Source organism: Kitasatospora sp. NPDC051984, from assembly GCF_044593455.1.
Taxonomy (GTDB): Bacteria; Actinomycetota; Actinomycetes; order Streptomycetales; family Streptomycetaceae; genus Kitasatospora.
Map to the genome: position 1 here is coordinate 115,317 of NZ_JBIUCB010000015.1, position 18,320 is coordinate 133,636.

Consider the following 18,320-nt stretch of genomic DNA (forward strand, 5'->3'; position numbering starts at 1 on the left):
GTGTGGCATTGACGGTGTGTGAGGCCTGGGGCGTTCACCCGCGCGTCGACCCGCAGGGCGTCGAGCGTCGACCCGCAGGGCGTCGAGGCGGCCGTTCGGTTCGGCGCACCGAGTAGTCGCGCCGGTGCCCCGGACCCGTTCGGGTCCGGGGCACCGTATGCGGGGTCACTCGGGGAGCAGGTTGTACTCGCTCAGCAGCTCGCCGATCTCCGAGGTCTCCAGCCGCTTGTTCAGCCGCTTGCGGAGCGCGTGGGGGCCGGGCAGTGCCACCGGCTTGCCGTCGCGCAGCCGGCTCGCCGCGTTCAGCAGCGCCCGCACGTCGTACGTCGAGTTGAACACCTCGGGGATGCCGCGCTCCACGCCGAGCAGGCGGTACGCGGCTTCCATGCCGGTGCGCACCGAGTACTCGGTGGTGAAGATGCAGTCCCGGTCGCCGGCCTCCGCGAACTGGCCGATGAAGGCGAAGTTCACCGCGCCCGGCGGCACCACGTCCGGCCGGTCGCCGGCCTGGCGGGGCATGAAGAACGACGTCACGTACGGCATCATCACCGGCACGCACTTGGCCGCCTCCGCCGCCAGCTTGTCGATGTGCTCCACCGGAACGCCCAGGTGGTACAGCCACTCGCGGGTGATCTCCTCGCCGGTGCACTCCTGCATCGGCTTCTTCACGTAGTCGCCGGGCACGTCCACGAACAGCGAGTACAGCCACACCACGATCTGGTTCTTCGGCTGCTGCTTGAAGTGCGGCTGCCGGTTGACCGTCCAGCTCAGCAGCCAGGACGAGTCGCGGGCGGTGACGATGCCGCCGGTCACCACCCGGCCCGAGAACGGGTCGCGCTTGCAGACCTTCTGGATGTACTCCGGGATCCGGTGGTCCAGCGTGGTGACCGTCGCCGACTCCCACTTGGTCTGCGGGACGTGCGCGCCGAACACGTCCGGACGGCCGAAGTCCGGGTGCTTCGCCGCGATCCGCCGCCACAGGTCCCAGGCCGGCGCCGGACCCTCCTTCAGCTTCGCCGGGGTGTGCTGGTCGCCGTTGTCGGAGTTCTCGGTCAGCGAGCCGATGGTGGTGAACAGCAGGTCGTCCGCGGTCAGTTGAACCCCGCCCGGCTCACCGCCGGAGACCCAGTGCAGCGCCGTCGCCTGCTTCCGGCCGTCCGTGAAGGAGAAGTCGACGTCGGTGACCTCGGTGTCGTACTGGAACACCACACCCTGGTCCATCAGCCACCGCACCAGCGGCAGCACCAGCGACTCGTACTGGTTGTACTTGGTGAACTTCAGTGCCGAGAAGTCCGGCAGACCGCCGATGTGGTGCACGAAACGGTGCAGGTAGAGCTTCATCTCCAGCGCCGAGTGCCACTGCTCGAAGGCGAACATGGTCCGCCAGTACAGCCAGAAGTTCGACGACAGGAAGTCCTCGCCGAACACCTCGTCGATCCGCTTGCCCTCCATCTCCTGACGCGTCGCCAGGAACACCTTCAACAGGTCCCGCTGCGCCCGGTCATTGAGCGCGAACAGGCCGTTGGTGCCGGCGTCGCGGCCCTGCTGGTGGGTGACGCGCTGGAGGGAGAAGTTCGGGTCATCCTTGTTCAGCCAGTAGAACTCGTCGAGGACACTGGCCCCCTCGATCTCGATCGACGGGACCGAACGGAACAGGTCCCACAGGCACTCGAAGTGGTTCTCCATCTCGCGGCCGCCGCGGACCACGAACCCGCGCTCCGGCTCCTTGATGCCGTCCAGCGCGCCGCCCGGAATCCGCTGCTGCTCCAGGATGGTGATCCGCTCGCCCGCCAGTTGTCCGTCCCGGACCAGGAACGCCGCGCCCGCCAACGACGCCAGCCCCGAGCCGACGAACCACGCCCGCTTGCCGTCCACTCCCGCGGGCTTGCGCGGCCGGGCGAACGCCTCGTAGTTGCCGCTGCTGTAGTACATCGACGCTCCCTCATCCGTTCCACGGGCCGACCAAGATCGCCGGCCCCAGGTCCCACCCAACCCGTCCTTACATCCGCGCGCACGGCGGGTTGCCCGCATTGCGCCGTCTGGGTGAATTCGGCTGCCGCCGGGTTCCGGCGGATCCCGCACCGGGCATTGGCACGCGCCGCACCGCTGCCTAGGGTCGAAGACAGGCGCACGCGGACAGGGGGACACCGTGACCGGACACCACGACCTCACCGAACCCATCGGCCAGTACCTGCGCCGGACCGCCCTCACCAGCAGCCACGGCGCCCTCTACTTCACCGACCGGCACGGCCACCCGTTCCACTTGCGCTCCGCCCACGACCCCGACCGCTGGCAACTGCCCGGCGGCGACACCCGAACCGGCGAAACCCCCTGGCAGAGCGCCCGGTCGAGGGCCCGCGAGCAACTCGGAATCGACGTCGAAACCGAACGCTGCCTGCTCGCCGTCCTGCACCACGCACCCACCGCCCAGCGGCCACTCGCCGCCACCGACTACATCTTCGACGGCGGCACCCTCGACGACGACCAACTTCGCGGCATCCGCCTCACCACCGCCCACACCGACTGGGCCGTCGACACCCTCTGGCGCTGGCGCAACCGGATGCGACCCCAGGACCACCGCCGGCTGATGCTCGTCGACCGCGCCCGCCGCGCCCGCACCACCCTGTACGCCGAGGACACCGACCCCGGCGCCGACGCCTTCGAAGGCGTCCTCGTCCTCGTCACCACCCCCGCCCGCGACCGCGTCCTGCTCAACCTCCGCGACGACCACCCCGGCATCGCCTGGCCCGGCCACTGGGCCCCCATCGGCGGCTGGCGCGAAGGCCACGAGAACGCCCACGACTGCGCCACCCGCGAAATCCGCGAAGAAGCCGGCATCACCGTCACCGCGCTGCGCCCACTCGACGCGCCGCGCCACCCGCTGATCGCCGACACCACCACCGTCCTGCACGCCGTCTACGACGGACCCGAGGGCGCCCTCGTCCTCGGCGAGGGCCAAGCCGTCCGGCTGGTGCGCCGGGAGGAGATACCCGCCCTGCGCACCCCGCCGTACCTGGCGCACTACCTGGCTCACCTCTGACGCGCCACTACACCTCCTGGACGACCACGCCGTCCGCGTCGCACACCCGGATCCGCAGGCCGAACTCCTCGCGCAGCGCCGCCGCCTGGGCCGGGGTGGCCAGCAGGTGGAGGTCGTCCCCGCAGGTCTCGTCGGCGGGGACGGGGTGGAAGACCCGGGGGTCCGCACCGCCCGGCTCGAGGTCGCCGATGCCCAACTCGATGGCCCCCAGGTCGAGGTAGTCGTCGGACGGCTGGTCGATCCACCACGACTTCGCCACGCCGTTGACCTTGAAACGGAGCTCCCGGGTGTCGCCGATCTCGCCGACCAGTTCCACCCCGGTGACGGTGACCGCGCCGCCGGTGATCCGTGCCGCGTTCCTGAGGACGGACTCGTAGGCGCTCTCCGCGAAGTCGACGTCCTCGCCGTGCGCCCGCACCGCGACGCCGCACTCGTCCAGCACTCCGGCCAACTCCTGGGCGCGCCGCTCCGGTCGGGGCTCGCCCCAGGCCGCGGTCGACGCGACCTGCTCGTCCGCCGTCCGACGGTCGATCATGCCGAGTTCGTGCAGGCGCACGACCAGGCGCTGGTAGGTGTTCATCCCCGTGTTGTTCTCCATGCCCCGGATCCTGACATCCCGTTAGGACAAAGCCGGGCGCATGTTCCGTGGTGGATACGGGAGTTGGCGCAATGTCAATAGTCGGTATCCGGACGTTTGGTGTGATTGGTGCGCCAGGTGGATAGGCTTGCGGGCAGCACGGCCGGAACGGCCGCTTCACCGAGGGGGAATCCACACCGAAATGTCGTACCTGCGCACCTTCCTGCCCTGGATCGTCTTCGCGGTGATCCCGTCCGCCCAGTGGCAGTGGGCCGCCCTGGCCGGTCTGGTCGTCGCCTCGGCCGTCATCCTCCAGCAGCGCAGGGCCGGAGCCGCCTGGGACGCGCTGATCATCGAACTCGGCTCCGCGCTGTACTTCGCCGCGCTCGCCGCACTCGCCTTCGCCGACCCGCACTCCGGCATCCGCGACTACTCCGCGACGCTCTCCTCCGCCTGCCTCGCCGTCATCGCCGGCACCTCGCTGCTGATCGGCAAGCCGTTCACGCTCGGCATCGCCAAGCGCAGCACCCCGCCCGAGATCTGGCCGCTCAAGCCGTTCATCCGGGTCAACGTGATCATCACCTCGGTGTGGACGGCCGCGTTCGCGATCACCGCCGTCGTCCTGGGCGTGCTCGCCCACGCGGGCCACGGCCACTCGCTGGCCTCGCTGCTGGTCCAGCTCGCCGGGTTCGCCGTGCCGATGGTCTTCACCGTCCGCTACGTCGCCCTGGTGCAGTCACGCCGGCCCGACGGCCCGTCGGGTCAGCCGCAGTCCGGCCGGTAGCCGACGGCAGGCAGCAGCCGCGACCACTCGTCGCGGGGGAGTGGGGCCCGCAGCACCGCGCAGGCCCGCGCCACCGCGGCGTCCGGCGACAGGCTCCACAGCGGGGCGGTCCCGTCGTCGCCGCCGACCAGGGCCCGGCCGTCGGGCAGGAACGCGAGACCGTTCAGCGACTGCGCCGGGCCGGTGAGGGTGGTGGCCGGGGCGTCCGGGTGCGCGGTGTCCCAGCCGCGCAGCCGGCCCTCGCGGCCGACCGCCGCCAGCGCCCGGCCGTCCCGGGCGAACGCCAGCGCCAGCACCGTGTCGTCCAACGAGCGCCGGACGGTGTCCAGTCGCGCACCGGTGCGGGTGTCCCACACGTTCACCAGCCGGTCGTTCCCGGCGGTCGCCAGGTAGCGGCCGTCCGGGCTGACGGCCAGCCGGCGCACCTGATCGGCGTGCCCGTAGGCGCCGGCGCGGACCGGCCGCCCCGGATCGGCGACGGTGAACAGGCGGACGAACTGCGAGTCACCGGCGAACGCCAGCTCGGCGCCGTCACCGAGGAACACCAGGGCGTGGACGCGGTCGTCGTTCGCGGGCCGGCGCTCCCGCAACGGCGAGCCGTCCGGCGGGCCGAGCAGCAGCCGGCCGGATGTGGTGCCCACCGCCAGCTGCGACCCGTCGGGGCTCAGCGCGACCGCCGACACCCGGCCCGTCACCCGCAGCGAGGCCCGCACCGCGCCGTCCGCCGCACCGCGGACCTGCACCGCGCCGCTGTCGGTGCCGCTCGCCAGGGCGCGGCCGCCCCGGTCGAAGGCCAGCGCGGTGACCGCACTGCCCGACGGACCCGTGACATCGATCGGACGCGGCACCGGCCCGCCCACGTCCCACAGCGCGAGCCGGCCGTCGGCGGTGCCGACCGCCGCCCGGTCCCCGGCCGCGGCGACGGCCGTGACCTGCGGATGCTCCGGCCACGGCGCCAGATCCGTGCCCCGCCGCAGATCCCAGACCAGCACACTGCCCGGCGGTGAACCGAACGCGGCCGAGGTGACGACGGTACGGCCGTCCCGGCCGATCGCCGCGCCCAGCACGAACGTCGGATGGCCGTGCAGCTCGGCCGCCACCCGGCCGGTCGCCACGTCCCACACCCGGGCGGCGCCGTCGTCGCCCGCCGACACCAGGGTGGCGCCGTCCGGCGTCAGGTCCAACGCGTTCACCGAACCGACATGACCGGGCGGCAGGTCAGTGGCCGGCCACTGCCGCGGCCCGGTGTCCGGGGCCGCCGGACGCCACAACCGGATCCCGCCCTGCTCGTCGCCGACCGCCAGCAGCCCGCCGCCCGCCGCGAACGCCAACGACCGGGGCGACGGCGAGCGGCCCGCGAACACCACCGGCGCACCGCCGTCCCGCCGCGGCGGCGCGTCCACGTCCCGCACCAGCACCGCGCCGCCGACATCCGCCGAGGCCAACTGGTGGCCGGCGCCGAACGCCAACCCCTGGATCGCGCCCGCATGGTCCGCCAGCGTCCGCACCGGCGGCGCCGCACCCGCGTCCGTGCGCCACACCCACACCTGGCCCAGCAGCGCCTTGTCGCCGGAGCCCGCCGCCAGCAGCGCGCCGTCCCGGCTGAACGCCAGCCGCTTGGCCTTCGCCGGCCTGCCCTCGCCGTTCACGGGCATCACCGGGGCGGGCAACGGCGCCCGGTCGGCCACCCGCCACAGCAGGATCCGGCGCCGCTCGTCGCCCGTGAGCGCGGCGGCCAGCACCGACCCGTCCGGGCCGAACTCCAGATCCTGCACCGGATGCCCGACCTCCCCCTGGAGCTCGGCGACCCGCGCGGTGGTCGCGGAATCCCACAGCGTCACCCGGCCCTGCGCGTCACCCGTGGCGACCAGCTTCCCGTCCGGGCTCAGCGCCAGCCCGTTCACCCCGTATTCGAAACCCGGGATCCGCCCCGCCAGGTACTGGCCCTGGGTGCTCAGCACCGCGTCGTCCGCCTCCCGGCGCAGCTCCGGAACGCCCGCCTCGGCGATCCGGCGCGCCGCCACCGACTGCCACAGCGCCGCGTACGGGTCACGGGACGAACTGCGCTGCGCCTCGGAGAGCAGCACCAGTGCGCTGCGGCCGTCCGTCGCCGCTTCCGCCCGCTCGTGCTCCTGCCGCAGCAGGTCGCCGGCGAGCGCCGCCGCGACCAGCAACAGGGCCAGGATGCCAGCCAGTTGACGGCGGGTCCGGACCCGGCGGCGCTCCGCCCGGCGCTCCTGGTCGGCGCGGTGCGCGGCGGCGGCCAGGAAGTCCCGCTCCACCGGCGCCAGGCCGCGCCCGCCGTCGGACGCCGCCCAGGCGCGGACCACCTCCAGCCTGCTGCCCCGGGGCAGCAGGGCTTCCTCGCGGCCCGACGCCGCCCAGTTCTCGGCGTCCTGGGTGAGCTGCTGATGCAGTCTCAACTCGTCCCGGCTGTCCTCGATCCAGCCGCGCAGCCGCGGCCAGGCCCGCAGCAGCGCCTCGTGGGAGAGCGTCGCGCCGGCCGCGTCCAGGGTGATCAGCCGGTCGTCCGCGAACGACGCCAGCACCTGCTCCACCTGACCCGGCTCGGCGTCGGCCGCCGCCAGCTGCGACAGTTCGGCGCGCCGCCGCGACACCTGACCGTCCGGGCCGAGGTGGACCAGCCGCAGCAGCACCCGGCGGGCCGCCGTCCGGGCCGGACCGTCCAGCCGCGACCAGGCCCGCTCCGCCGTCAGCGCCACCGAACCGTGCAGGCCGCCGATCGCCCGGTAGCCGGACAGCGACAGCGCCCGCCCGCAGCGCTGCTGCCACACCGCGCGCAGCGCGTGCGCGAGCAGCGGCAGCGCCCCCGGGTCGTAGGCGCCGCCGTCCGGGGCGCCGGCCGCGGCGCCGTCCAGGCCCAGATCGGCCAGCAGCACCTCCAGCAGGCCCGGCTCCAGCTCCAGCCGGGCCGTGCGGGCCGGTGCGGTGATCGCCCGGCTCAACTCCTCGGCGCTCATCGGCCCCAGCGCGAGCTGACCGCGCCGCACCGCCGCCAACACGCCCTGGTGCGCCAGCGCGTGCCCGTACAGGTCGGCCCGCAGGCCCAGCACCACCAGCCGGCTGCCGTCCGGTCCGGCCTCCTCGCACAGCCGGTCCAGGAACGCCCGCCGCTCACCCGGATCGGCGCACAGCGTGAACAACTCCTCGGCCTGGTCGACGATCCAGACCGGGCAGGCGCCCCGGGCGAGCGCGTTCAGCCGCGCCATCGGTTCGGCAGTGGGGGAGAAGACCTCGGCGTCGACCGCCCCCAGCGCCGGCAGCGCGCCGCGCCGCAGGGCCGGCACCAGCCCCGCCCGCAACAGCGAGGACTTGCCCGCACCCGACGGGCCCACCACCGCGACCGGGCCACCCCGGTCCGCCAGTCGCTCGCCCAGCAGCGCCAGCAACTCCGCGCGCGCCCGGTCCCGCCCGTGGAACCAGCGCTCGTCCTCCGCCCCGAAACTCGCCAGCCCCGGGTACGGGCACTGACCGCGCACCGCCAGCTCCAGCAGCGCGCCACCCGTCCGCAACGCCTGGTCGCAGGCCCGCGCGAACGCCGCCGTGGGCGGCTTGTCGCCGCTCTCCACCTTGCTGATGTGGCTCTTGTCGTAGTGCACCTGACGGGCCAGCTTCTCCTGCGAGAGCCCGGCCGACTGCCGCCGCTCCCGCAGCACCGCCCCGAACCCGGCCCCGCGCCCACCCTGCCCGGGCACCCGCCCGCGATCGCCCTCGGTGCTCACCGCGACCCCGCCTCCCTCGACTCCACCCCACCCAACGAGCCCGCCCGACCCCGGACACGGGGCACCACGCCACCCGGGAGGCCGTCAGGAAACGGGCAGGTGGGAGGGGTTGTCGAGGTGCCGGGCCCGGACGACAACCGGCAACCGGTGCGCGGGCGGCATCCGGCGGGCAACGCTGTCACCGGGGCCGCAGCAATCACCGCCGCACTGACGCTCCGTCACCACCGCACCCAGGAGGACCTGCCCATGACGCCCACCCGTCGCGCCGCCTGCTTGCTGGCGCTCGCAGCGTTCGGACCGGCCGCCCCCGCCGCCCCCGCCGACGCCGCCGGCGGACCGCAGACCTACACCGTCCGCGGCTTCGACAGCTCGCACCACAACCACGAGACCAGGAACGGAGAGAAGGCCTACGACTGGCCCGCGATCGCCCACGACGGCCAGCAGTTCGTCTGGCTCAAGGCCACCGAAGGCACCGGCACCGTCGACAACTGGTTCACCCGGGATCTGGCCGGCGCCCGCTCCGCCAACCTGATCCACGGCGCCTACCACTACTTCCGCCCCGACCAGGACGGCGCCGCCCAAGCCGACCACTTCCTCGACACCCTCCGCGGCGCCGGCCACACCGGCACCAAGCCGGGCGAACTGCCACCCGCCGTGGACGTCGAGGCGTGCACCCGTGACGGCCACCGGCTGCAACCCGCCCAGCTGGGGGCCTTCCTCCGGCGCGTCGAACACGCCACCGGCAGCGCACCGGCCGTCTACACCCGCCGCGACATCATCGACGACTGCCTCGGCGGAACGAAGGACCTAGCCGGCCACCCCAGCTGGCTCGCCCGCTACGGCACCACCGAACCCCGCCCGCTGCCCGGCGCCACCACCTGGGACTTCTGGCAGCACAGCGACCACGCCCAACTGCCCGGCACCGCCGGCCTCCCGATGGACGCCGACGTCTTCCACGGCGACCCCGCCGCGCTGCGCCGTCTCGCCCACCTCAGCTGACCGAACCTCAACCCCCCACCCCGAAAAGGAAACACCACCATGAACCGCACCCACCGCCGGAGCATCACCGCCCTCGTCCTGCTCGGCACCCTGGCCCTCGGCACCCCCACCCTCGCCACCGCCGCGGACACCGTCACCACCACCCGGGCCGCCGACGCCCCGAAGACCACCCGCGCCGAGGAGATCCGCCGCGCCAAGGCCTGGCTGACCGCCGACCACGGCAAGCCCGTCCCCTACAGCCAGCACAAGACCTGGTCGGACGGCTACCGCCAGGACTGCTCCGGCTACGCCTCGATGACGCTGCGCCTGCCCAAGTCCGGCCCGAACACCGTCGCGCTGAAGAACGACGGCTGGACCAGGGCGATCAAGATGTCCGAACTGCGGCAGGGCGACCTGGTCATCAAGGCCAACAGCAGCGACCCCGACCACCGCCACGTGGTCATCTTCGACAGCTGGGACAACAGCAAGCACACCTCCTACCACGCCTACGAGCAGGCGGGCGGCGTCGGCACCCGCTACACCACGCACACCTACGGCCTCAAGGACGGCGACGGCTACCACGCCCACCGCCCCGCCAATCTGACGGACTGACAACCCACCGGCCGGGCTTCTTTACTGCGACCGGAATTCAAAAACCTCGCAAAGAGGCGGTACTGAATTCCACCCGAACAGCCAAGAACAGGGATGCCAACTTGAAAACTGTTGATGCCGCCGGAGGGTGAAGCCCCACGCCGGCACGCGCCCCCACCTGCGTGAACAAGGTTCCTGAGTTTTCCCTTAACCGGGTCCATTGACTGTCCATCGGCAGCTCTGCTTTGCTTCAGGCCGCAGACGGACGACCGGCCCCGTACGAGGCTCCGTCAACTCGCCTGCCGCCACCGGAAATACGGAATGCCGCGTATTTCCGTGGGCGGCGATCGTTCCCGGTCGTGCCCCACCGTCCGCTCCCGCCCCCAGGTTTATCGGCCGCACTGCGCCCCACCGAGGTACGGGCGGCCGGAGGAGAGAGGCTCCCCACCCATGGGTATGACCCCCACCGCCATGCGTTCGAGGATGGCGGCGCTGACCGCCGCCGCCTCGCTCGCGCTCGCCGCCGCCGGCCTCGCCGCCACCGCGGCCCCGGCGAACGCCGCCACCCCCGAGCCGGCCGCCGTGCCCTCGGTCTCCGGCCAGGCGCACCACGGCTCCGCCGGAACCGGAGGCGTCTCCAACGAGTTCAACCCGTTCGCCCCGGCGCAGACCAACAGCACCGTCCCGGGCGTCAAGCAGCACGCCAAGCAGAAGCAGGACCAGATAGCCCACCAGCTGCAGGCCGCGGCCACCGGCCAGCAGACCCTGTCCTACGGCGGCGGCGTCGACGGCATCGGCGTGCAGAGCGGCCACTCCAAGGTCTACCTGGTGTTCTACGGCAACCAGTGGGGTTCCCAGGGAACCGACGCCAACGGCAACCTGACGTTCTCCAACGACGCGGCGGGCGCCGCGCAGGCCGCGCAGAACATGTTCAAGGGCATCGGCACCAACGGCGAGACCTGGTCCGCCGACCTCACCCAGTGGTGCGACGGCCCGAACGTCGCCTCCGGCGCGGTCTCCTGCCCGTCGAACGCCGCATTCATCCCCTACCAGACCGGCGGCGTGCTCTCCGGCGTCTGGTACGACAACGCGGGTGCCTCCCCGGCCTCCTCCACCGGCCACCAGCTCGGCGTGGAAGCCGTCAACGCGGCCGCCCACTTCGGCAACACCACCGCCGCGGCCAACCGCGACGCGTACTACGTGGTGCTGTCGCCGAAGGGCACCAACCCGGACAACTACCAGAGCCCGACCCAGGGTTACTGCGCCTGGCACGACTACAACGGCGACACCACCCTCACCGGCGGCGCCGTCACCTCCAACTACGGCGACATCGCGTTCTCCAACCAGCCGTACAACATCGACATGGGCTCCTCCTGCGGCGTCGGCTTCGTCAACTCGCCCGGAACCCTGGACGGTTGGACGATGACCCTCGGCCACGAGTGGCACGAGATGATGTCCGACCAGAACCCGGCCGGCGGCTGGACCAACCACGTCTCCGGCTCCTCGTACAACGGCCAGGAGAACTCCGACGAGTGCGCCTGGCTCCAGCCCGGCACCGCCGGCGGCGCCGCCAACGTCAGCTTCGGCTCGTACGGCACCTTCGCCGAGCAGGCCAGCTGGTCGAACGACACCAACTCCTGCGCCATCACGCACGCCATCCTCACCCACGGCGGCGGCACCACCAACACCGTCACGGTGACCAACCCCGGCACCCAGAGCGGCACCGTCGGCACCGCCGCCAGCCTGCAGATCCACGCCACCGACTCGGCGTCCGGCCAGACCCTGACCTACGCGGCCACCGGCCTGCCGGCCGGCCTGTCGATCAACTCCTCGACCGGCCTGATCTCCGGCACCCCGACCGCTGCGGGCACCTCCTCGGTGACCGTCAGCGCCACCGACACCACCGGCGCGGCCGGCTCCACCAGCTTCAGCTGGAGCGAGGCCGGCACCGGCGGCGGCACCTGCACCGCCGGCCAGCTGCTCGGCAACGCCGGCTTCGAGACCGGCACCGCCGCGCCGTGGACCTCCAGCGCCGGCGTGGTCGACCACTCCACCTCCCAGCCCGCCCACAGCGGCTCCTGGAAGGCCTGGCTGGACGGCTACGGCTCCGCCCACACCGACACCCTCGCCCAGACGGTGACCATCCCGGCCGGCTGCAAGGCCACCTTCAGCTTCTGGCTGCACATCGACACCGCCGAGACCGGCACCACCGCCTACGACAAGCTGACCGTCCAGGCCAACTCCACCACCCTGGCGACCTACTCCAACGTGAACGCCGCCACCGGGTACGTGCAGAAGTCCTTCGACCTGTCCTCCTACGCGGGTCAGAGCGTCACCCTGAAGTTCACCGGCACCGAGGACGCCTCGCAGCAGACCAGCTTCGTGATCGACGACACCGCGCTCAACGTCTCCTGACGCGGTAACAGCCTCCCCCAGGGGGCGCCGGGGCGGGCCCACCACGGGCCCGCCCCGGCGCCGTTGTGCAGGGGATCCAGTAGGGCCGCCGCCGCGTCCCATCACTGCACGCCCGCCGGCCCCACCCGTTCAGAGAGACGAAGCCATGACCCCGAAGCTGATCAAGACCGCCGCAGCCGCCCTGCTCGCCCTCGCCGCACTGAGCGGCTGCGGGTCCGCCACCACCACCGCCGCAGGCCCGACGATCGGTTCCACCGGCCCCAGCGGCCCCGTCGTGCTCGACGAATCCGCCGACCGCACCCACATCACCGTCGCGCCCGGCACCGTCGTCCGCACCGAGCTCCACAGCACCTACTGGTCGCCCGCCACCAGCACCGACCCCGGCCTGCTCGCCCCCACCGGCGAACCCTCCACCGCCGCCGCGCCCTCCTGCCGCCCCGGCAGCGGCTGCGGCACCGTCACCACCGCCTTCACCGCCCGTACCGCCGGGTCGGTCCGGCTGACCGCCCACCGCAGCAGCTGCGGCGAGGCCAAGCCCTGCCCGCCCGGCGGGCAGGACTTCACCGTCGAGGTGGACATCACCCGCTGATGGTTCCTCAGGCCCCGCCCCTGCGCGCGTCGTACGCCGCCCGGGCGGCGGCGATCTCCCGCTGGTGCGCCTCCGTCCAGGTGACCGGCGAGCGGATGGTGGAGACGTTCCGCGCGGCGCTGCCGGTGCCGGTCGCCGCCGTCGGCGCGGTGCGACGCCGCGCCTGACGCCCCCACGGCCCGGGCGGGTTGCGGCCCGCCGGGCCCGGAGACTGCCTCAGAACACCGGGTCGACGGGGGCGAGGATGCCGAGCCGGTCCTCGATCTGCTGGGCGGCGGCGAGGCACAGGTCCTCGCGGAACGGCCTGCCGACGAGCTGGACGCCCGTCGGCAGGCCGTCGCCCACGCCGGTGGGCACCGCGACGGCGGGGACGCCGACGAAACTGGTCACCGAACTCAGCGCCATGGCGGCCGCGACCCGGTCCCGGCCCGCCTGGTCGCGCGATTCCAGGCCGGGCTCGACCGGCGGCTCGGTGAAGACCGGGCCGAGCAGCAGCGGGTACTCCGCCATGAACTCCGCCCAGGACCGGCGGATGTTCGTCCAGGTGCCCATCAGCGCGATCAGCCGGGCGGCGTCGACCGGCGGCACCTTGCGCATCGCGAAGCCGATGTAGCGGTCGCCGCCCTCGCCGAGCACCTGCCGGACGGCGGGCCAGGCGGGCGCGAACTCGGTGTTGGTGAGCTGCTGGTAGGCCTCGAACGCCTCGGCCATCCGGGGCGCGTCGGGCACCTCGCGCACGTCGTACCCCGCGTCCGTCAGCGCCCCGGCGGCCCGCTCGACGGCCCGGCGGACGGTCGGGTGGACACCGAGCCCGCCCGGGTCGGTGACCACGGCGACCTTCGGCGGAGCGTAGAACGGACGGCCGTACAGCGGCGCCGGAACGGCACGCGGATCGCGCGGGTCGGGCCCGGACAGCGCCTCGTACGCGATCCGCAGGTCGGCCACCGTCCGGGCCAACGGGCCGTCATGGACCAGCAGTTGGGAGGCCGGCCCCGGGTCGTCCGGGCCCAGCATGCGCTGGTCGGCGGCGAACCGCCCGGCGGACGGCTTGAGCGCCGCGACGCCGCAGAACACGGCGGGGATGCGGACCGAGCCGCCGGAGTCGTTGCCGAGCCCCAGCGCGGCCATCCCGGTGGCCACCGCCACCCCGTCCCCGCCGCTGGTGCCGCCGGGCGTGCGCCCCGGGTCCCACGGGTTGAGGGTCTCGCCGTACAGCTCGCTGCGCGGGTGCATGCCGGACAGGATCAGCGTCGGCATGTTGCTGTGGCCGAGCGGGATCGCTCCGGCCGCCCGCAGCCGGGCCACCGGGATCGCGTCCTCCGGGGCGATCATGTGGGCGAAGCGGGGTGTGCCGAACGTGGTCGCCACCCCCTCGATCCGGATGCACTCCTTGACCGTGAACGGCACCCCGGCCAATGGACCGAGGTCCTCGACGGCGGCCCGGCGCCGGTCGAGCAGGCGGGCCTCGGCGCGGGCCCGGTCGGCGAGCAGCTGGGTGATGGCATTGACCCGCGGGTTCACCGCGGCGATCCGGTCGAGATGGGCGTCCACCACGTCGAGCGCGGACGCCTCGCCGCCGCGGACGGCAGCGGCGAGCTCGGCGGCGGAGAGTTTCCACATGGATCCGGTCCTCCTGGGTTTCTCGGACGTTTCATTCCGATGCGATTGCATCGGAACCGAGCCGCACTCTAGCCCGCGAACCGATACACTCGCATCGAATAAAGGCGACGGGAGGCCCCAACAGATGCCCAAGCAGATCGACCACGAGGAACGCCGCCGTCAGATCGCCGACGCCGTCTGCGCCCTGATCGACGAACAGGGCATCGAAGCCGCCACCCTCCGCGACGTCGCCGCCCGCGCCCAGGTCTCCATGGGCGCCGTCCAGCGCTGCTTCCGCACCAAGGACGAGATGCTGCACTTCGCTCTCGCCCACATCGGCCACCAGGTCACCGCCCGCGCCCACGCCAGCCTGCTCGCCGCCCCCGCCCAGTCCCCGGCCAGCACCGTCGGCCACCTCGCCCGCGAAATCGCCCTGCTCCAGACCCGGCACCGCGCCCAGGCCCGCACCTGGATCGCCTTCCTCGCCGCAGCCGCCGTCCACCCCACCCTCGCTGCCGCGCTGCGCACCAGCTACACCGACCTGGAGACCCTGCTCACCGGGCTCATCGCCGCCACCGGAGACCACCCCGATCCCGCCCACGAGGCCCGCACCCTGCTCGCCCTCACTGACGGCCTCACCGCCCACGTCCTGATCGGCCACCGCACCCCCGAAGAAGCCGAACACCTCCTGCACGCCCATCTCGCCCGCCTCTGGGACCGCCCCGCCGATTGACGCGGGCTCCTCTCCGCCGCACCGGAAAACCCGGTGACACCCGCGCGCCGCCCCCACGACACTGTCCGCGGACCCACCGCCCCCCGAAGTCGAAAGGCGCCACCATGGCACTCGCCAGGAAAGGCACCCGCCGCATCGTCGTCGACGGCGCCGAATACCGCTGGCACGCCAGCCGACGACACCTCTGCTGCGACTACGAAGGCGGCACCCTCGGCTACGTCGCCGAGGACGCGAACCGCCCCGGAACCACCCTCGTCGTCGAAACCGGCCGCCGGGCCCGCCTCGAGCCCGACCTCACCCCGACCGACCTGGTCCTGCCACGCGAAGTCGCCCACGGCATCCGCACCGCCCGCGCCCAGGGCTGGAACCCCACCGCGAACGGCTCACCCTTCATGCTGAGCCTCTCCGCCACGGAGCCGGATCAGGGTTCCTGATACACCGTCAGGACGACAGGCGGCGAACGGCACTCCTCCTCGGAGGCGACGGCCGCCCCTTCTTGGAGGCGACGGAAACCCGCAGAGCCGCGTGGTCTTCTGGAGCGGACCGGCACTCCGCCCCGCTCAAGGAGACACCTCGTGAACTCGCCACCCCCGCACCGCCGTTACGCCTTCGCCGTTGCCGCCGCGGCCCTCCTGCTCGGCGGACTCGCCCCGTCCGCCCACGCCGCGCCCGCCGAGGCCAAGGCGCCCGCCGAGGCCAAGGCGGCCGACATCGTCCAGCAGCGGCTCGACGCGCTGGTCACCGGCGACCACGTGCCCGGCGCGCTGGCGGCCGTCCGGGGCCGGGACGGCCGCACCCGCGACTACACCGCGGGCGTCGGCGACCTGGCGACCGGCGCGAAGGTCCCCGCCGACGGGCAGGTCCGGGTCGGCAGCAACACCAAGACCTTCGTCGCGGTCGTCGTCCTCCAGTTGGTGGCGGAGGGCAAGGTGGACCTGGACGCCTCCCTCGACACCTACCTGCCCGGCCTGATCCACGGCGACGGCATCGACGGGCGGCGCATAACGGTCCGCCAAGTCCTCCAGCACACCAGCGGGTTGGCGAACTACACCGAATTCCTGGAGTTCTCCCGGGCCGACCAGTACCTGGAGCCGCGCGAACTGCTCGACATCGCCCTCGCGCACCGGCCGGACTTCGCCCCCGGCGCCGGCTGGAAGTACAGCAACACCGGATACCTGGTGGCCGGACTGATCGTCCAGAAGGTCACCGGGCGCCCCGTGGGGGAGGAGATCACCAAGCGGGTGATCGACCGCGTCGGCCTGCGCCACACGTACTTCCCCGCCCCGGGCGACCTGACCATCCGTGAGCGCCACCCCCACGGCTACGTGGTCGAGGAACCCGGCACCCCGCCCCTCGACATCACCGAGATGGACCCGTCCTGGGCCTGGGCGGCCGGCGCGATGATCTCCACCAACACCGACCTGAACCGCTTCTTCTCCGCCCTGATCGGCGGTCAACTGCTGCCACCGGCCCAGCTCGCGCAGATGCGGACCACCGTCCCGGCCGAGTACATGGGCCCCGGCGCACGATACGGCCTGGGCCTCGCCAGCCGCCCGCTGCCCTGCGGCGGCCTGTCCTGGGGCCACGGCGGCAGCCTCCCCGGCTACGTCACCCGCGGCGGCGTCACCGAGGACGGCCGCGCGGCGAACGTCACGGTGACCGAGGCCCCGTCGCCGGAGGTCCGGCAGCGCGTGGCCGACGCCGTCGACGCGGCGCTCTGCCGCTGAGCCGTCCCGGCCTCCGTGGCCGGGGGCGCTGCGTTGCTGAGCCGTCCCGGCCTCCGTGGCCGGGGGGCGCTGTGTTGCTGAGCCGTCCCGGCTGCTGCCCCGGAACACGCATCGACCCGCGGTCGCTCGGCCACGGAGGCCGGGACGCGCGGGTCGATGAGTGTGGGGCGGGCGGTTGTCCGGCGGGCGGGGCGTGCCGCCCGCCGGACACCTGGCCCGGCTTTTAGAAGTGGGCGCCGGACTCGATGAAGGAGCCGGAGACACCGTTGTCGTCCGCCCAGATCCACCGCTTGCCGTGCTCGACCCCGTCCGGGCCGACGAAGGAGAACGCCTCCGCGAAGCCGGCCCCCTCCTCGTTGGCGATGAACTGGGACTTGCTCCAGTGGGCGCCCGGACCCTCGTGAGGACCCTCGTGGGCGGAGGCGAGCCCGGCGCAGCCGATCACGAGGGGGGCGGTGAGAGCGCCGATGGCCAGGACACGCTTGAGAGCACGCATGAAAGTTCTCCTCCGAGAAGTTCGACGGCCGGCGGGGCGCGGTGGTGGCCCCGCCGATTCCAGAACGACATGGGACGCGGGGGCCCGCAATGCGGCCGTGCGTCCATGTGGTCGCTGCGGCGAGCACTCGGTCCTGCGCCCGCAAGGGGAGGGACCGAATGAAGGTTCACCCCTGGGTGCTCGCCCGCGCAGGCGGATGACGCCCGTACCCCCAGCAGTTTCCTTTCTGCTGAACAATCACCGGCGGTCTGCCCCATCACATCTGACGTCGGATCAGTCCGAGCTTCTCGGGGAGCCTGACACCAAGTCAGGGTGCTGCCGTTTCCGGCGGCATCCGCTGCTCGAGCATCCGAGCGATTCGATAGGTCCACTGATAGTACAAACTGATAACTGCGAGTAGTGGCTGCACATAGTCAAGGGCATGACGAGACTCTTCCGCGGACCGGGTCGGCTCAGATCCCGAACGGCCCGCTTCATCAGTGCCGCAGCCACTCTGGGCCTGATCAGCGCAGGCCTGGCCGGCTCATGGGCCCAGGCAGCAGCGCCAACCCGCCACCACGCCGCGCCACCGGAGCGTCTCCGGGCCGTCGGCTCCACGCTGCTGAACGAGGACTTCACCGGCGCCACCGCGGACTCGAGGTTCGTCGCAGTCGGCGCGGCCTGCCTCACCGGCGGACCCGTCACGAACCCCCTTCCGGGGGGCGGCCACCAGCTGACGGGCTGTCCGACCCCGGAGATCGGGCCGGTGCCGCCGCTGGACAGCGCACCGTTCGGCTACCTGCGGATCACCGACTCCGCCAACGACGAGAGCGGCGCGGTGCTGTTCGACCAGGCGCTGCCGGCCAACGCCGGTCTGGACGTGCACTTCGACCAGTGGCAGTACGGCAGCACCACGCCCGCCACCCCGGCCGACGGCATCTCGTTCTTCCTGGTCAACGGTGACGTCACGCTCACCCACCCGGGAGCGTTCGGTGGCAGCCTCGGCTACGCGCAGAAGCTGCCCGGCGACAATCCGGCCGAACCGTTCCTGCCGGGCGTCGACAGCGGC

At 72.9% G+C, this 18,320-nt stretch carries 16 protein-coding genes; 10 read left to right on the top strand and 6 right to left on the bottom strand.

The genetic code is table 11. The features are described from left to right. Positions 1–165: 165 nt before the first annotated feature. Complete coding sequence (locus tag ACIHEI_RS26440; protein ID WP_396608333.1) at positions 166–1,932, bottom strand: oleate hydratase; 1,767 nt, start codon at positions 1,930–1,932, stop codon at positions 166–168. 217 nt (positions 1,933–2,149) lie between these two features. On the opposite strand from ACIHEI_RS26440, the gene ACIHEI_RS26445 reads away from it, so the two are divergent. Then, positions 2,150–3,040 (top strand): NUDIX domain-containing protein, encoded by an 891-nt coding sequence (locus ACIHEI_RS26445; RefSeq protein WP_396608334.1) that lies wholly within the window; start codon positions 2,150–2,152, stop codon positions 3,038–3,040. Between the two features lie 7 nt (positions 3,041–3,047). Here ACIHEI_RS26445 and ACIHEI_RS26450 read toward each other — a convergent pair whose 3' ends face one another. Beyond that, positions 3,048–3,638, bottom strand: coding sequence for a hypothetical protein (locus tag ACIHEI_RS26450; protein WP_396608335.1), 591 nt, complete (start codon positions 3,636–3,638; stop codon positions 3,048–3,050). 181 nt (positions 3,639–3,819) lie between these two features. Between ACIHEI_RS26450 and ACIHEI_RS26455 the strand changes: the two genes are divergently transcribed. Continuing rightward, positions 3,820–4,401 (top strand): hypothetical protein, encoded by a 582-nt coding sequence (locus ACIHEI_RS26455; protein ID WP_396608336.1) that lies wholly within the window; start codon positions 3,820–3,822, stop codon positions 4,399–4,401. Here ACIHEI_RS26455 and ACIHEI_RS26460 read toward each other — a convergent pair. Next, positions 4,380–8,144: a helix-turn-helix domain-containing protein gene (locus ACIHEI_RS26460; protein WP_396608337.1), complete on the bottom strand. Its 3,765-nt coding sequence runs from the start codon at positions 8,142–8,144 to the stop codon at positions 4,380–4,382. The two genes, ACIHEI_RS26455 and ACIHEI_RS26460, sit on opposite strands and share 22 nt — an antisense overlap. A gap of 246 nt (positions 8,145–8,390) precedes the next feature. On the opposite strand from ACIHEI_RS26460, the gene ACIHEI_RS26465 reads away from it, so the two are divergent. From ACIHEI_RS26465 to ACIHEI_RS26485, 5 genes are all read left to right on the top strand, one after another. Continuing rightward, on the top strand, positions 8,391–9,143 hold the full coding sequence (locus ACIHEI_RS26465) for a glycoside hydrolase family 25 protein (protein ID WP_396608338.1): 753 nt from the start codon (positions 8,391–8,393) through the stop codon (positions 9,141–9,143). A 39-nt stretch (positions 9,144–9,182) separates the two neighbouring features. Then, on the top strand, positions 9,183–9,734 hold the full coding sequence (locus ACIHEI_RS26470; protein WP_387649417.1) for a hypothetical protein: 552 nt from the start codon (positions 9,183–9,185) through the stop codon (positions 9,732–9,734). A gap of 429 nt (positions 9,735–10,163) precedes the next feature. Then, a complete protein-coding gene (locus ACIHEI_RS26475; RefSeq protein ID WP_396608339.1) occupies positions 10,164–12,128 on the top strand; it encodes a putative Ig domain-containing protein in 1,965 nt (654 codons plus the stop codon). Between the two features lie 145 nt (positions 12,129–12,273). Beyond that, complete coding sequence (locus ACIHEI_RS26480; protein ID WP_396608340.1) at positions 12,274–12,717, top strand: hypothetical protein; 444 nt, start codon at positions 12,274–12,276, stop codon at positions 12,715–12,717. Next, on the top strand, positions 12,717–12,884 hold the full coding sequence (locus ACIHEI_RS26485; RefSeq protein WP_396608341.1) for a hypothetical protein: 168 nt from the start codon (positions 12,717–12,719) through the stop codon (positions 12,882–12,884). The genes ACIHEI_RS26480 and ACIHEI_RS26485 overlap by 1 nt, the downstream gene beginning before the upstream one ends. Positions 12,885–12,933: 49 nt before the next feature. Here the strand turns inward: ACIHEI_RS26485 and ACIHEI_RS26490 are convergent, their stop codons facing one another. After that, entirely contained in the window at positions 12,934–14,337 is a 1,404-nt protein-coding gene (locus ACIHEI_RS26490; RefSeq protein WP_396608342.1) for an amidase, read from the bottom strand. A gap of 124 nt (positions 14,338–14,461) precedes the next feature. Between ACIHEI_RS26490 and ACIHEI_RS26495 the strand changes: the two genes are divergently transcribed. The 3 genes from ACIHEI_RS26495 (at position 14,462) to ACIHEI_RS26505 (ending at position 16,776) form a co-directional block, all read left to right on the top strand. After that, entirely contained in the window at positions 14,462–15,049 is a 588-nt protein-coding gene (locus tag ACIHEI_RS26495) for a TetR/AcrR family transcriptional regulator (RefSeq protein WP_396608343.1), read from the top strand. A 104-nt stretch (positions 15,050–15,153) separates the two neighbouring features. Continuing rightward, positions 15,154–15,483, top strand: a complete 330-nt coding sequence (locus tag ACIHEI_RS26500; protein ID WP_392956939.1) for a hypothetical protein — start codon at positions 15,154–15,156, stop codon at positions 15,481–15,483. A gap of 141 nt (positions 15,484–15,624) precedes the next feature. Then, positions 15,625–16,776 carry a serine hydrolase domain-containing protein gene (locus ACIHEI_RS26505; protein WP_396608344.1) on the top strand — a complete coding sequence of 384 codons (1,152 nt, stop codon included), beginning with the start codon at positions 15,625–15,627 and terminating at the stop codon, positions 16,774–16,776. A 223-nt stretch (positions 16,777–16,999) separates the two neighbouring features. Here the strand turns inward: ACIHEI_RS26505 and ACIHEI_RS26510 are convergent, their stop codons facing one another. Continuing rightward, positions 17,000–17,272 (bottom strand): hypothetical protein, encoded by a 273-nt coding sequence (locus ACIHEI_RS26510; RefSeq protein WP_392956942.1) that lies wholly within the window; start codon positions 17,270–17,272, stop codon positions 17,000–17,002. 774 nt (positions 17,273–18,046) lie between these two features. Next, the gene (locus ACIHEI_RS26515; RefSeq protein WP_396608345.1) at positions 18,047–18,220 is read right to left on the bottom strand and encodes a hypothetical protein; all 174 of its coding nucleotides are present in this window, start codon (positions 18,218–18,220) and stop codon (positions 18,047–18,049) included. Positions 18,221–18,320: the final 100 nt, after the last annotated feature.

Excerpts from the sequence above, each read along its gene's own strand:
- ACIHEI_RS26440 (WP_396608333.1), bottom strand. The coding sequence starts at position 1,932 with ATGTACTACAGCAGCGGCAACTACGAGGCGTTCGCCCGGCCGCGCAAG.
- ACIHEI_RS26450 (WP_396608335.1), bottom strand. The coding sequence starts at position 3,638 with ATGGAGAACAACACGGGGATGAACACCTACCAGCGCCTGGTCGTGCGC.
- ACIHEI_RS26455 (WP_396608336.1), top strand. The coding sequence starts at position 3,820 with ATGTCGTACCTGCGCACCTTCCTGCCCTGGATCGTCTTCGCGGTGATC.
- ACIHEI_RS26465 (WP_396608338.1), top strand. The coding sequence starts at position 8,391 with ATGACGCCCACCCGTCGCGCCGCCTGCTTGCTGGCGCTCGCAGCGTTC.
- ACIHEI_RS26470 (WP_387649417.1), top strand. The coding sequence starts at position 9,183 with ATGAACCGCACCCACCGCCGGAGCATCACCGCCCTCGTCCTGCTCGGC.
- ACIHEI_RS26475 (WP_396608339.1), top strand. The coding sequence starts at position 10,164 with ATGGGTATGACCCCCACCGCCATGCGTTCGAGGATGGCGGCGCTGACC.
- ACIHEI_RS26480 (WP_396608340.1), top strand. The coding sequence starts at position 12,274 with ATGACCCCGAAGCTGATCAAGACCGCCGCAGCCGCCCTGCTCGCCCTC.
- ACIHEI_RS26485 (WP_396608341.1), top strand. The coding sequence starts at position 12,717 with ATGGTTCCTCAGGCCCCGCCCCTGCGCGCGTCGTACGCCGCCCGGGCG.
- ACIHEI_RS26490 (WP_396608342.1), bottom strand. The coding sequence starts at position 14,337 with ATGTGGAAACTCTCCGCCGCCGAGCTCGCCGCTGCCGTCCGCGGCGGC.
- ACIHEI_RS26495 (WP_396608343.1), top strand. The coding sequence starts at position 14,462 with ATGCCCAAGCAGATCGACCACGAGGAACGCCGCCGTCAGATCGCCGAC.
- ACIHEI_RS26500 (WP_392956939.1), top strand. The coding sequence starts at position 15,154 with ATGGCACTCGCCAGGAAAGGCACCCGCCGCATCGTCGTCGACGGCGCC.
- ACIHEI_RS26510 (WP_392956942.1), bottom strand. The coding sequence starts at position 17,272 with ATGCGTGCTCTCAAGCGTGTCCTGGCCATCGGCGCTCTCACCGCCCCC.